This window comes from Paenibacillus sp. Negev47, from assembly GCF_058313655.1.
The window spans coordinates 5,942,076-5,955,700 of sequence record NZ_CM177754.1; the positions used below are offsets into that span (position 1 = coordinate 5,942,076).

The following is a 13,625-nucleotide window of genomic DNA, read 5'->3' on the forward strand; positions in this document are numbered from 1 at the left end:
ATAAAGGATTTCATATCTTATTTAACCGTCAGGACGGGGCACTCTGCATGTTTTAACACACCATGGCTGACACTGCCCAAGATTATCTCTGCAAGCATGCCTTTGCCAGCCGTGCCCCTCACAATCTTTCCACAATCTCGTTCTCGCACTACACGGCAGATCTCATTAACGGGGTCACCTGCGCATGATCCGAACCATCAACAGCAACCAATATACGTTTCAGCATGGCAATTCCTCCAGTGAATTAACCTGTGAATTAATGAGATGTAATGGCCGAATCAATATCCCGCAGATGATGGCGACGCACCAGCAGTACCATGACACCAACCAGAACCATTAATGCGCCAAAATAAAACGGCGTTTCCGGCAGGAACCACTCGGATAATTTACCCGCAAGCCATGGAGCAAGCGCACCACCCAGGAAACGGACGAAGCTGTATGCAGCAGAAGCAACAGAACGCTCCACAGGTGCAGCTTCCATAACCGCCGTTGTAATCAACGTGTTGTTAATCCCAAGGAAGATACCTGCTACAATGACTGCTACAATAACCGTAGTTGGTGAACCCATCACAGTACCGACTGCCATAACAACCAGATCAATCGCGAACAATGTAAGCATGACACTCATGGACGGCACCGATCCGAATCGGCGTTGCAGTCTTGGTGCGACGAATACCGACGTTATCGCCAGCATCAGTCCCCAGCCAAAGAATACATATCCCAAGCCATGCTCATCCAGATTCATGACATATGGTGAATAAGCCATCAAGGTAAAGAAACCAAAGTTATACAGGAAGGCGGTAATCGCCAATGTTTTAAGTGAAGGATAACTTAATGCTTTGAACGGATCCGACAGAGAACTGCGCGTTTTTGGTTTGGCCATCTTGGGCAGCATAAACGTAATGCTGATAAAAGCAATTGCCATCAGAACAGCCACCCCATAGAACGGCCCACGCCAGGAGATGGAACCCAGCTCACCACCAAGTAGCGGACCAACTGCAATCCCTAGACCAAGCGCTGCTTCATACAAAATAATTGCCTTGGCTGTCCCTGATGTGGACAGTCCAACGATTGCAGATAACGCGGTTGCGATGAACAAGGCATTACCGAGTCCCCAACCGCCACGGTAACCAACCAGTGCACCCACCGTGTCTGAGGTACCGCCGAGGAAGGAGAAGATAATAATCAACAATATCCCGCTGAGCAGCGTCCACTTCACACCAATCCGGCTGGAGACAACACCTGTAATCAGCATCGCTACCCCGGTTACAGCATTATAACTGGTAAATAGCAGCAACACTTGGCTTTTGGATGCATGCAGCTGATCTGCAATTGCGGGTAGAATCGGGTCAACCAGACCCAAACCCATAAAGGATATGATACATGCAAAGGCGACCGCCCATACCGCTCGCGGTTGGGATAGCAATCCCCCACGAGATGACGGCAATTCGTCCGGTAATGATAGCTCTCTCTTCATACGTAATTCCTCCTGTGAATGATTTATGTGGTGAAGCTTGTTTTGCATTTGTTATGAAAGTATATTGTGAAAACGATGAAAACATTGCGTTCATTTTCATGAATAGATGTAACAAAACGGTACAAATTACACCGGAACATCCGGTGTTTGTACAGGATCGCCACAGGTACTATGGAACTCACTCCATGTAGCGATTATTTGTTTGCAGTTTTGTTTATATAGATGCTAATTCGGTTAGCCGTCTTCATCACCCTGTGAATCATGTGCTTGTAACTTCTGAATACCGCTCCGGACGCGTTCACGCAGCTCTTCCAGTTCAGTCTGTACGGCATGTATGCTCTGAAGTTTTTGCTCAATCAGTTGCAACTGACCATCCAGCGTTGTTTCCATCGTGGTGAGCTTCTCGAGCCGTTCTCTCACTTCGGTCGTCTGCTGGTAGTCGAATCGTTGTTCGTTCAATGCATCTGCCGTTGCCACATAGGTATGTAGCTCCTGAAGAGAGAACCCCAGCACCTCTTTGGCGCGAACCACCTTCTTCAGATAATCCATATCCTCCCGAGTGTATAGCCGCGTTCCGCCATCTGTCCGCTGAGGTGAAGGCATGACACCAATCTCTTCATAATACCGAATGGTTCGCTTGGTCAATCCGCATTCTTTGGCTACGTCGTCGATTTTATATAAACTCATTTCCTCCACCTCTTCCATATGTCTATAATGTTATGTACATAATTATATATAATATTAACGTCAACGTTAGATTCTATGCATGAAGTCTTAGCGAGTTTAACATCGCCTTCGATACGCTAACTTCAACACCAAAAGACCCGCTTCACACGCGGGTCTTGCTGTTCTAACCTATTCACTCATTGTACTTTATGCATTCTGTTCATTCTGTTGCTGTTGTGCACGCTGCATTTGCTTCAAACGGCCTTCGACTCTGGTAAACAGTCTGAACGTATAAAATCCTGTAGCCACCAGACTCAGAACCAAAGCTCGTACATCTGTAAGCCAGAATCCAATAATGCCGAATATCGTAATGATCACACCAAACTGCATCATCAGGTTGGCGCTATACTTTTGCGCTTCGTCCCATAACTCAGGATTACTCATTGCACGCGGGGTACGATAACCATATATACCGTTAATCATTTTCGGTGGTTTTTTGAACACCATCAACCCCAGAATGAAATAACACACCCCGATGATGATCCCAACTACTGCTCCTGTCAAAATGTTCTCCCCTTCTCTATATAACTTCCTAACTACATAATGCCATAAAAAATATAAAAACGGCTCTACGTATATACGAAGAGCCGCCTGGATCGTTTCGTAAACTTAGATATTCTTCACACGAAGTACACGCATGGCGTTCAGAACAGCCAGCACCGTGACACCGACATCGGAGAATACCGCTTCCCACATGGTGGCAATGCCGAACACTCCCAGTAGCAGGAATATCGCCTTAACACCCAGCGCAAACCCGATATTTTGCCATACGATCATTCGTGTACGCTTCGCAATGCGGATTGCGCTCGCTAGTTTCGACGGTTCATCCGTCATGATGACCACATCAGCTGCTTCAATGGCAGCATCCGAGCCAAGTCCACCCATGGCTACGCCCACATCGGCGCGTGCCAGCACTGGTGTGTCGTTGATACCATCACCGACAAATACCATTTTCTCCTTCGGAGACTTGGCAGCTTCCAGTTGCTCCAGCCGCTCGACTTTGTCCTGTGGCAGCAATTCAGCATAGACCTCATCTACACCCAGCTCGCGTCCTACCGCTTCACCCACAGCTTTGGCATCGCCTGTCAGCATGACCGTTTTGCGGATGCCGAGCTTCTTCAGTGCCCGAATGGCCGCGGCTGCATCATCCTTCACTTCATCAGCAATGATCAGATGACCAACATACGTGCCTTCTTCAGCAACGTGGACTATTGTCCCTGCCGTCTCTGGAGTGCTATACGCTATACCCGCCTGCTCCATTAATTTGGCGTTGCCCGCCAGCACTTCCCGACCATCCACGCTCACCTTGATCCCGTGTCCGGCAACTTCATCATAGCCTTCCACACCTTGCGTGGGAATCTCTTTGGCCCAAGCTGCACGAATGGATTCGGCAATTGGATGATTGGAATTTGCTTCGGCAATCGCTGCAAGCTCCATCAGTTCTTCTTCCGTACGTCCACCTTCGGGACGAATGGCTGTTACTTTGAATACACCTTTGGTTAGAGTACCCGTTTTATCAAAAACAACGACTTTCACATCATTCAACGCTTCAAGGTAGTTACTGCCTTTGATGAGAATACCGTTACGGGAAGCCGCTCCGATGCCACCAAAGAATCCAAGGGGAATCGAGACGACCAGCGCACAAGGACATGAGATAACCAGAAAGACCAGGGCGCGATAGATCCAATCGGCAAATGTTGCACCACTAAGTAGCAACGGTGGAACAAATGCAATCAAGGCTGCAAGGATCACAACAACCGGTGTGTAATACCGGGCGAATTTACTAATAAAATGTTCTGTTTTCGCTTTCCGACTGCTCGCGTTCTGCACCAGATCCAAAATTTTGGATACCGTTGATTCTCCAAACGTTTTGGTTACTTCAATCGTCAACATGCCGTTTTTGTTCACAAATCCACTCAGTACATCACTTCCGGGCTCCAGCTCACGAGGTACCGATTCACCTGTCAGAGCAGAAGTGTCCACCATGGAACGTCCAGTTCTAACGATACCATCCAATGGTACTCGCTCGCCCGCTTTCACTACAATCCGATCACCAATCCGTACGTCTTCTGGAGAAACCCGTTTGGTTTCGTCACCCGAACCCGTCAGGATATTCGCGTAATCCGGCCGAATGTCCATGAGCGCCTGAATGGACTTGCGTGATCGATTAACCGCCATACCCTGAAACAGCTCCCCGAGCTGATAGAAGAGCATGACTGCTACCCCTTCCGGATACTCTCCAATGGCAAAGGCACCCAAAGTAGCCACGGACATCAGGAAGTATTCATCGAATACCTGGCCACGAATAATGTTTTTGGACGCCTGGAGCACAATATCTCCCCCGGCAATCAGATAAGCGAGTGCATAGAGAGCAAATTGTGCCCAACCCTCCAGCGGTGACCAAATCGCGGCTGCGAGCAACACAGAACCTGCAGCAAGACGAGCAAGCAACTCTTTCGTCTGTCCCGCACCATGTTCATGCGAGTGGCCTGCATGGGCATCATCATGGGTATGGCCGTGATCATGTCCAGCATGATTTCCGTGCTCATGTGTATGACCATGTGTGCGTTCTTGTGAATCTCCGTGATCATGAGTATGCGAGTGGCTGCCATGTGAATGTGAGTTTCCATGTCCGGTATGGTCATAACTGTGGTTATGCGCACCAGCTGCACTCCCTGTATGGGTGTGCACATGTCCGTTCATATGTTTTCCTTTTTCCGAGATGCGTATATGCGGCTCCAGCCGCAGCACTTTGCGCTTCGCTTCTTCCACAACCTGCTCATCCATATCGGAAGTGGTGTGCATCAATAACGTTTTGGTAACGAAATTGACAGAGCATTCACTAATGCCTTTAATTTTTTTGACGCCATTCTCAATCTTCAATGCGCAGTTCGCACAATCCAGTCCATCAAGCAGCAGTTCCCTTTTCACCTGTTCCTGTCCGGTTCCCATGTGAATTCTCCCCTTTGCAGTACAAAAACGATGTTATATCCCATTACATTCAATATATGAGCATTCATTCATATGTTTGATTACCCCTATTATATGCACGCCTAAACATGAGTGTCAACAATCGTTGTTGATTTTTCATACAGATTATGCTAATAGTAATCATTTCGCTTTAGACGGTTTTTGGATATAATAGGCGTATAGTTGTTAACATAGGCGGTGATAGGAAATGGAACAACCGGTTAAAGCGCCAAGCGAATGTGATGCAGCCTGCTCAGGCACTGAAGCCGACGTGCTGACGATTCGCACTTCACTCATAGATCGGGAGACCTCTTCCGAGATGGCGGATTGGTTCAAGGCATTCAGTGATCCAACACGTCTACGTATTATTGATGCACTGTTACAGAAGGAATTATGTGTTCATGACCTGACGGTTCTGCTCGACATGGGGCAGTCGGCCATTTCACACCAGCTGCGTTCACTCCGCAACATGCGGATCGTCAAGCGGCGCAAGGAAGGCAAGACAGTATACTACTCTCTGGATGATGCTCATATTGAGCAGATTTTCCTGCAAACGCTCCAGCATATTAAACACAGCTAGGCAGCAGCCAAGCTTGTTCATGAAGAAGAACCCCCGCCTCTCGGCTATATGCCGATGGACGGGGGTTCTTCTTGGTAAGGGTACCGTTTTATCCAGGATGGATATAAAGTAACTACTCCTTCTGATTAACGATCAATTGGAGCTCGCCGCTTCGATTACAAAAGATTGTTCTTGTTCGGATCATACAGACCGGATCTGTCTTTGAACCAGTTGAAGATATGCGATACACATACTTTCAGCACCGCGTATCCTGGAACAGCGAGCAGTATGCCTACGACTCCAAACAGATTACCCGAAGTCAGAATAACAAAGATAATCGTAATAGGATGGATCTTCAACGTTTTGCCCATGATCTGTGGCGAGATGAATTTACCTTCGATTAACTGCACAATCGTCCATACGGCAACCATCTTCAGCAGCATCACCGGTGAAGTGACAAGAGCCACGATCAACGCAGGTGTAATCGCAATTGCAGGTCCCAGATATGGAACAACACTCGTAAACGACGCAATAATTGCGAGAATCAGTGCATAATCCAGACCAATGATCATATAACCGATGTAGAGCAGGATACCGATGCAGAAGCTGACGATAATCTGTCCACGAATGAATGAACTGATCTGGTGATTGATGTCTTCCAGCACATGCATTGCACCTGTACGGCTCTTGATCGGCAGGAAAGACAGAATTTTCGCCGGCAGCTTCTTGCCGTCTTTCAGCAGATAGAACAGAATGAACGGAACCGTTACGATGGACAGCACGGTCTCCGTGAAAGCTCCGAGGAATCCACCCAATTTGGTCCAGGTCGAGTTCAGAATTTCAGTAGCCTTTTGGGAAATGGTTCCCCACCAATCCTGAGAATTCAGATTCACCGTCTCCTGGAACTGACCGAACAATTTACTGCCCGTAAGCTCCTCAAACTGCTGTTTTACCGTCTCACTGTACGTTGGAAAGTTTTCAATTAGTCCTACAATCTGGTTACGCACAACTGGAATGACTGCCAGCACGACGACCGTCAGAATGCCTCCAATTGCAAGATACAGGATCAGAATGGACCAGCCACGCTTAATCTTCGATCTTTCCATGACATCAACAATCGGATTCAGAAGATAGTAAAGTATGCCAGACAGAATAATCGGCAGTACAATGGTCTTGATGAGTACCGCGAGCGGATGAAGAACAAAGGATACTTTGGTCAGAACCATCACGTTCAGTCCCACCAACAGCAGAATTAACAGAAATAGAACAAATTTGTTGTTAAGAAAAAATCGCTTGAACCGATCTGGCCAAACGCGGGGTTGCTCCATAGGCGTGTCGTCCTCTCTTATGACTCTTAATCAAAACTAAACTAAACTGTAAAACTAGATAAATGCCCCATACATACGAATAAAAAAATACCTTGTACAAGCCAACATATGTATAACACTCTGGATTTATACGTATGGTGCTGATTAACCGTTTCAAATTAAACCGTTAAAGTCATTTTACCCCAAAATGTGTCTTCTGCCCCACACGAATCATTTGCAAAATCCCCCTATTCAAAAACGGCTCGCCTCACTGGGAGACGAACCGTACATTTGAAGCTATAGCTTACCATTAAGCCAGCTTTTACGCTGAAAATTAAGATTAAGCTTTTCCCGCCAATTGTGCGATTAACTCATAGGAGTGCAGACGTGCCTTATGATCATAGATCATCGACGTAATAATCAGCTCATCTGCTTGCGTCTGCCGAATGAAGGATTCCAACTGTCCACGTACCGTTTCTGGTGAACCGTTAACAGCTGCCTTCAGCGTCTGCTCAACACCAGCCTTCTCGCGATCCGTCCATTTGCCTTCCATCTCTGCCGGAGGCTGTACCAATCCCGTTGTGCCGCGAATAATGTTCAGGAACTGCTGTTGCATCGTTGTACCCAGCCATGCTGCTTCCTCGTCTGTATCCGCAACAACAGCATTAACACCAACAATCACGTGCGGCTCCTTCAAGCTATCAGATGGTTGGAAGTTGTTTCGATACGTTTCTAGGGCAATGCGGGTGTAATCGGGAGAGAAGTGGCTGGCAAAAGCAAACGGTAATCCCAGCTGACCTGCCAGACGAGCGCTGAAATCACTGGACCCCAGCAGGTAAATTGGAATATTCAGTCCTTCTCCCGGTACAGCGCGAACAGGCGCGTGATAAGATGTCGCCGAAGCATCAAAGTATGCTCTGAGTTCTGCCAGCAGCTCTGGGAAATCTTCACCGCTGTTCAGATCTTTGCGCAGTGCCAGCGATGTACGACGGTCACTTCCGGGTGCACGACCCAGTCCCAGATCGATTCTGCCAGGATACAGGGACTCCAATGTGCCGAACTGCTCTGCGATAACTAGCGGCGCATGGTTAGGGAGCATGATGCCTCCTGAACCCAGACGAATCGTCTTGGTTCCACCAGCCAGATATCCAATAACGACAGAAGTTGCGGAAGAGGCAATCCCCGGCATGTTGTGATGTTCAGCTACCCAGTAACGGTGATATCCCCAACGCTCTGCATGCTGTGCCAGATCGAGACTGTTGCGCAGTGCATCAGCAGGTGTTGCACCCACAACGACGGGAGCCAGATCCAGGATGGAAAGCTTAACGTCATGAATATGTTCTTTATGGGATGAAGCCGTATTTTCTGTAGTCATTACTATTTTATCTCCTTAATGATTATATTTTTGTATATCCAGATATATAGATTTATTATACCGCAATTGGATATGATGTGATAATGAACTGGCCGTTTACATCCGGACGGAATCCCTGCCTGCACTATGCATCCTAGCTTCCGTTCCGGCATCCGGCTTATAACTCGTTCTGCACGTACTCGGCAAACTGACGAATTGTCTCTTCGTTCCGTCGATAATACGTCCATTGTCCTCTGCGCTCTGAGAGTAGCAAACCCGCCTTGAGCATGGTCAGCAGATAACTGGATATAACCGACTGAGCCAGTCCAGCCTTCAGTTGAATCGTACCGACACAGATCCCGTTCTTGCCACCATCGGGATGCTGAGATAGTTCCAGCGGTGGAAAGTGTTGCTCCGGGTTTTTGAGCCACAACAAGATTTGTCTACGTGTCTCGTTCGATAATGCCTTGAATATTAGTATAGGTTCCATGGGTACGATTATACCCCCTTTCATTCATTTTGCAAACACATGAACAAACAAACCGACTCTTAATCGAGTCGGTCTGGAATCATATGGAATGCGAATCTGGAATCTACATCTACTTCCGCATTAGAATTTCGTCGTAACTGTCTGTTTAACCTGATCCAACATCGCTTGATATGCTGGTGCATCCAGATACCCAATACTACCGAAGAACAGATGATCTACAGCTTCAATGCCTACAAAATCGAAAATCCCTACGTCTGATGTTACTTTTAATCCAGCAGTCATGCCGATCTGGTCATATATTTCATTTGGTGTACCATGAGTATTGATGATGAGACCTTTTTTGCCTGTTAACAATTTCTGGATACCTGCTTCATCCGCTACATAAGCAAAACCATAGGCGAATACACGGTCAACATACCCTTTCAGTATGGCAGGAAGACCTGTCCACCAGATCGGGTAGATGAATGTAATGGCCTCTGCATCCGTAACAAACTGTTGCTCTGTAGCGATATCCTGTGGTGTCTGTCCTGCACGCATGGAAGCTGTATCGGCTTCAGTCAGTACAGGTTGGAATCCAAGCTTATATAAGTCACGAACAACCACTTCATGTCCTTGGGCTTCGAGAGCTTCTACAGCAGTATTGAGGATTGCGTTATTAAAGCTGTCTGTGTGTGGGTGAGCATATACGATAAGATGTTTCATAGTGTTAATCCCTCCAGATTTGGTTTGAGTTAGGTTGCAATGATTGGTTCTCGTTAATACATTCCACACACATATAGATATCTATGAATGTGAGCAAAAAAATACTTGAGCTCTTCTGCCTCACCCCATCCAAGTCTGGAAGGTTGGCAGACAGAAGAATTCATACCCTATAATCTTCGAACAATAGTGGACAGCAAGCTCTCCAATTGCTCCGATTGTTCATCAGATAGGCCAGCGTAGATGATGTCATTAATCTGCTCTGATACCTGATGGAATATCGGTTCGAGTTGCTTCCCCTGTTCGGTTAGGCGAATCATCGTCACCCGGCTGTCTTCGGCACTCTTGCTGCGTTCAACATAACCGAGCTTCTCCAGCTTGTTGATGAGTACCGTTACCGTTGGTTGCGTACGTTGAACACGTTCCGCCAGCATTTTGATCGACAGCGTCTCTTCCCGGTATAAGAACATGAGTACATCCCCATGAGAAGGAACAATACCTGTCACCTCATGCTTTTCTAATTCGTGAACAATCCGTTTGTTAACATGATCTCTGATTCTTGCAATCAGTGCAATTGCGTTATATTTTGGCATGACCTCATTATATATAGATATCTATGTATTTTCAAGTTCTTTTTTATTAATAAGAAAATAGCCCGATAGTTTCATCCTTATCTTAGCGGAAAGTATCGGGTTATTTTAAATTCTAATCCTGTTTATATGGTTACACTATCAATGGATTTATTCTGAAATTAGTTAAGCCATTGGGTAACTTTTTCAATAGGTTGTCGGGTCTTCTCACGTTTTGGTTCCTCAGCACGATAACCGAATGCTGCCATTACCGAGATGTCCCATGCGCCTTCCTCCAGCAGCCCCTCTTCTTCCAGAATAAGATGGACAGCCTCGCGGTTGAAACCTTCAATTGGACAAGAGTCAATCTCGATCTGAGCCGCAGCCGTCATCATATTGCCAAGCGCAATGTACGTCTGTTTGGATGCCCAATCGAATAGGGATCGTGGATTCTCAAGAATTCTCTGGTTATTCTGAAAATTCCCGTAGGCCGCACTTGTCAGCTCAAATACATCATCTGGCATTCCTTTCATTTCCTTCAGCATGTATTCCGCATAGGGAGAATTATAACTGGCATCTGACCGGGCCAAAATAACAACAAAATGACTTGCTGTTGCCAATTGTTTTTGAGCACCCGAAGAGACTTCCGACAGGCGTTTGCGCATATCCTTATTTTGTACAATCAGAAACTTCCACGGCTCAAAGCCAATCGAACTTGGGGATAATCTGCCTGTTTCCAATATAAATTGGAAATCCTCATCCGCGATTTTACGAGTATCGTCAAATACCTTTGTCGCATGCCGGAAATGATAAGCCTTCAAGATGTCTTCCTTTTTCTTTGCCTGTGTTGTAACTTCCATGGATCTCCACGTCCTTCTCTTTATATTTTTGTTGTATGTGCGATCGTTAGTGAATCTATTCCGAAAATGAAAAGTACGCACAATATGGTTTCTCAGTTTCAGAGGGGGAGTCTACAATTGTTCCATGAATTCTTTTTCCGAAATGACGGTGTATCCCTCTTGTCTCAGTAATGCAGAGGTGACACCTTCCCCCTGTACTTTATGATTGGCAAAGTTTCCATCATATATGGTTTTCGTGCCACAGGACGGACTGAACTCCTTCAACACAATACACGACACATTCAATTTTTTGGCCCTTTCCAATGTCTGATAAGCTCCCTTGATATACAAGTCTGTGACATCCTTGCCACTTTTCTCGATCACTTTCGCAGTGCCTGCCAGTACGTCTTTGCCCGTACCACCGATAATCTCAGCTGGTTCACGGGGTGTGGAGAATCCGCCAAGCAACTCCGGACATACCATCTTTGCCTGCTCCTGCTCCACAAGTTCCTGAATCTTCTCATCCAGACTTGCAGTTCCATTGTAACGGCAGGCTACCCCCGCCAGACATGAACTCACCAAATATTCCATCTTAATCTCCTTATGCTCATTCCATCTTTGAAGTAAATTGTACCATATAGAATCAAGCCCTATAGCTCGCCTCTGGTAATCATCGAAATTTTTACATCTTCATTGTAGCGAACCCGTATAACATCTTTCGTCGACTCAAGTTCAAATGTGGCCATCCCTGGACTATCGGCTTCCCTATGAAGACTGTATCCCTGGAGGTTGACGTTAAATACTTCTTTAATCATCGGCCCTACCTCGTCCCTAAGGAGGGATTCCTTCACATCATAAATCTTCTGATGGTACGCCTCTACTTCATCCCAATTGGTAAAATCATTTCGATAAGAATTCTCCCCAATAATAGAGTAAACCTTAGTTTCTTCCCCTGTAATCATTTGAACCAAGTAATGATCATTGAAACTAATATTAATTATATCCTTCCCGATCTCATCATCTTTGGTACGACTTACACCCCTAAGTTTGGGAGATGTTTCACCGAATACTGCCCTCACAGCATCCTTGGCATCTGCCAACACAGAATGAGATACTTGATCAGGACTGAGATCGCCTGAGATTGATACACCCTTGTCCTGCTGCCATACAATCTCACCATAACTATTCTCATTTTCTAACGTTAATGTGGTATACGATATCGGCTCCATTTCCCCTTGCTTCATACTCACATAACGTTGGACTGATACAGGTTTAAGCGTTGGAACAATACCTATACTTTGCAAAAGCGATGGAACTTGACGCAAATAACGGTGCTCCAGCTCGCTCGGCTGCATCTCACGTCTCATTCCTACTTCTCGCAAATTTCCTGTGGCCGCATCGAGCCATATCTGCGCGTACTCTTTCTCACTTTCATTTCCAGCCTCTACATATATTCTTCCGGAGACAGGCAAGTCTTCCACTTTCGTAATCCGCAGCTGTTTACCCAGATCATCCCGCATGGTGACCGCAACATTTCTTTTCATCTTATCCGTAAGCAGATTCACGCTCAGATCATCGGACAACTGTAACGCTGCTGTAGGATAGACCTGCTCAATCACGGGCTTCACCAGCTGTCCATCATCCCAGATCCACAAGAACAAACCTGAAGCAATAACCAACGCACCTGTCGCTGCAACTAGGGGGGCACTTCTAGAACGGCGCTTATGTGAAGAGTTGCCTATTCGCTGTCTAGAAGGCTCGGGACGGCCCTCCGACTGATTTCTCTGGCTTCCCACTTCCGACTTCTTCATCCACTCTACCTGTTGAAGCACCTTTCGCTTGTGATCCTCTGTAAAAGGAGACGACGCAAACGGTTCCTTCCGGAATTCCTTTTCCCATTGCTCATCCTTATGTGTCATTCGCTTCGCTCCTCCCAATGTTTTCGTACCTTGTCCTTACCTCGGGAAAGTCTGGATTTTACTGTGCCTGAGCTGATTTTCAACATCTCAGCAATCTCACTCGTCGTAAGCTCATACTTCAGATGCAGCAACAGGATCTCCCGAAATTTCTTCGGCAACGCAAGAACAATATCCCAGATTTCATGGACATGCTCCTTACGCATCACTTCCATCTCGGCCGAAGGATGTGTATCTTTCTCTGGAATCATTATTCTTTGGCTTGAATGCTCTCGCTCTGTCTCCATGGAAAGTGTCTCTCCCCACAAGCTGCTACGAAAGAATTTGGATTTTCGATATGTAAACGTCGTGTTCCTAGTAATCGTCAGTAGCCACGTCTTCAGTGAGCACTCTCCCCGATAATGAGCGATCCCCGAGTATGCCCGAATAAACACTTCCTGTGACAAGTCATCTGCCTGCTCGGCGCTTTTGGTCAGAAAATAAGCATAATTCCACACATCGTTCCCGTAATCATCCATCATGCTGCCGAGTGTGTAATTGTCGATGGTCTGAGCCTGTGCCAGAAATTGATAATCCAACTGTTGTTCACCTCACTTAATATGACTGAGTCTATTGTGGTTTGGTTCCCTATTTTGGACATTATTTCTTATTATTGTAGCAAAATAAAAAAACAGCATGTTCAATATCCCTGAACACACTGATTCCTTCAAGTTTGTTTA

At 46.3% G+C, this 13,625-nt stretch carries 14 protein-coding genes and 1 pseudogene; 1 reads left to right on the plus strand and 14 read right to left on the minus strand.

The features are described from left to right. Positions 1-17 precede the first annotated feature (17 nt). The 5 genes and pseudogenes from AC4G47_RS26745 to AC4G47_RS26765 form a co-directional block, all read right to left on the minus strand. A pseudogene (locus AC4G47_RS26745) lies at positions 18-170 on the minus strand (universal stress protein); the annotation flags it as partial. Between the two features lie 86 nt (positions 171-256). Next, positions 257-1,477, minus strand: coding sequence for an MFS transporter (locus AC4G47_RS26750; protein ID WP_491103598.1), 1,221 nt, complete (start codon positions 1,475-1,477; stop codon positions 257-259). A gap of 234 nt (positions 1,478-1,711) precedes the next feature. After that, positions 1,712-2,164: a MerR family transcriptional regulator gene (locus AC4G47_RS26755; protein WP_491103599.1), complete on the minus strand. Its 453-nt coding sequence runs from the start codon at positions 2,162-2,164 to the stop codon at positions 1,712-1,714. 186 nt (positions 2,165-2,350) lie between these two features. After that, on the minus strand, positions 2,351-2,707 hold the full coding sequence (locus AC4G47_RS26760) for an SdpI family protein (RefSeq protein WP_062837654.1): 357 nt from the start codon (positions 2,705-2,707) through the stop codon (positions 2,351-2,353). 105 nt (positions 2,708-2,812) lie between these two features. Further along, positions 2,813-5,155: a heavy metal translocating P-type ATPase gene (locus AC4G47_RS26765; RefSeq protein WP_491103600.1), complete on the minus strand. Its 2,343-nt coding sequence runs from the start codon at positions 5,153-5,155 to the stop codon at positions 2,813-2,815. 226 nt (positions 5,156-5,381) lie between these two features. Between AC4G47_RS26765 and AC4G47_RS26770 the strand changes: the two genes are divergently transcribed. After that, positions 5,382-5,753 (plus strand): ArsR/SmtB family transcription factor, encoded by a 372-nt coding sequence (locus tag AC4G47_RS26770; RefSeq protein WP_458125183.1) that lies wholly within the window; start codon positions 5,382-5,384, stop codon positions 5,751-5,753. Positions 5,754-5,908: 155 nt separating this feature from the next. Here AC4G47_RS26770 and AC4G47_RS26775 read toward each other — a convergent pair whose 3' ends face one another. The 9 genes from AC4G47_RS26775 to AC4G47_RS26815 form a co-directional block, all read right to left on the minus strand. After that, positions 5,909-7,060: an AI-2E family transporter gene (locus AC4G47_RS26775; protein WP_491103601.1), complete on the minus strand. Its 1,152-nt coding sequence runs from the start codon at positions 7,058-7,060 to the stop codon at positions 5,909-5,911. A 319-nt stretch (positions 7,061-7,379) separates the two neighbouring features. Then, entirely contained in the window at positions 7,380-8,414 is a 1,035-nt protein-coding gene (locus tag AC4G47_RS26780) for an LLM class flavin-dependent oxidoreductase (RefSeq protein WP_145326496.1), read from the minus strand. A gap of 157 nt (positions 8,415-8,571) precedes the next feature. Next, positions 8,572-8,883 (minus strand): ArsR/SmtB family transcription factor, encoded by a 312-nt coding sequence (locus AC4G47_RS26785; RefSeq protein ID WP_017690814.1) that lies wholly within the window; start codon positions 8,881-8,883, stop codon positions 8,572-8,574. A 120-nt stretch (positions 8,884-9,003) separates the two neighbouring features. Then, the gene (locus AC4G47_RS26790; RefSeq protein WP_491103602.1) at positions 9,004-9,585 is read right to left on the minus strand and encodes an NAD(P)H-dependent oxidoreductase; all 582 of its coding nucleotides are present in this window, start codon (positions 9,583-9,585) and stop codon (positions 9,004-9,006) included. A gap of 167 nt (positions 9,586-9,752) precedes the next feature. Next, positions 9,753-10,175 (minus strand): MarR family winged helix-turn-helix transcriptional regulator, encoded by a 423-nt coding sequence (locus AC4G47_RS26795; RefSeq protein WP_458125179.1) that lies wholly within the window; start codon positions 10,173-10,175, stop codon positions 9,753-9,755. Positions 10,176-10,333: 158 nt separating this feature from the next. Next, positions 10,334-11,011, minus strand: coding sequence for an NAD(P)H-dependent oxidoreductase (locus tag AC4G47_RS26800; protein WP_491103603.1), 678 nt, complete (start codon positions 11,009-11,011; stop codon positions 10,334-10,336). A 111-nt stretch (positions 11,012-11,122) separates the two neighbouring features. Continuing rightward, complete coding sequence (locus AC4G47_RS26805; protein ID WP_491103604.1) at positions 11,123-11,581, minus strand: 2-thiouracil desulfurase family protein; 459 nt, start codon at positions 11,579-11,581, stop codon at positions 11,123-11,125. A gap of 59 nt (positions 11,582-11,640) precedes the next feature. Beyond that, positions 11,641-12,909 carry a hypothetical protein gene (locus AC4G47_RS26810; RefSeq protein ID WP_491103605.1) on the minus strand — a complete coding sequence of 423 codons (1,269 nt, stop codon included), beginning with the start codon at positions 12,907-12,909 and terminating at the stop codon, positions 11,641-11,643. Next, a complete protein-coding gene (locus AC4G47_RS26815) occupies positions 12,906-13,484 on the minus strand; it encodes an RNA polymerase sigma factor (protein WP_491103607.1) in 579 nt (192 codons plus the stop codon). The genes AC4G47_RS26810 and AC4G47_RS26815 overlap by 4 nt, the downstream gene beginning before the upstream one ends. Positions 13,485-13,625 lie beyond the last annotated feature (141 nt).

Coding starts and splice junctions, on each gene's coding strand:
- AC4G47_RS26750 (WP_491103598.1), bottom strand. CDS start 1,477: ATGAAGAGAGAGCTATCATTACCGGACGAATTGCCGTCATCTCGTGGG.
- AC4G47_RS26755 (WP_491103599.1), bottom strand. CDS start 2,164: ATGAGTTTATATAAAATCGACGACGTAGCCAAAGAATGCGGATTGACC.
- AC4G47_RS26765 (WP_491103600.1), bottom strand. CDS start 5,155: ATGGGAACCGGACAGGAACAGGTGAAAAGGGAACTGCTGCTTGATGGA.
- AC4G47_RS26770 (WP_458125183.1), top strand. CDS start 5,382: ATGGAACAACCGGTTAAAGCGCCAAGCGAATGTGATGCAGCCTGCTCA.
- AC4G47_RS26775 (WP_491103601.1), bottom strand. CDS start 7,060: ATGGAGCAACCCCGCGTTTGGCCAGATCGGTTCAAGCGATTTTTTCTT.
- AC4G47_RS26780 (WP_145326496.1), bottom strand. CDS start 8,414: ATGACTACAGAAAATACGGCTTCATCCCATAAAGAACATATTCATGAC.
- AC4G47_RS26785 (WP_017690814.1), bottom strand. CDS start 8,883: ATGGAACCTATACTAATATTCAAGGCATTATCGAACGAGACACGTAGA.
- AC4G47_RS26790 (WP_491103602.1), bottom strand. CDS start 9,585: ATGAAACATCTTATCGTATATGCTCACCCACACACAGACAGCTTTAAT.
- AC4G47_RS26795 (WP_458125179.1), bottom strand. CDS start 10,175: ATGCCAAAATATAACGCAATTGCACTGATTGCAAGAATCAGAGATCAT.
- AC4G47_RS26800 (WP_491103603.1), bottom strand. CDS start 11,011: ATGGAAGTTACAACACAGGCAAAGAAAAAGGAAGACATCTTGAAGGCT.
- AC4G47_RS26805 (WP_491103604.1), bottom strand. CDS start 11,581: ATGGAATATTTGGTGAGTTCATGTCTGGCGGGGGTAGCCTGCCGTTAC.
- AC4G47_RS26810 (WP_491103605.1), bottom strand. CDS start 12,909: ATGACACATAAGGATGAGCAATGGGAAAAGGAATTCCGGAAGGAACCG.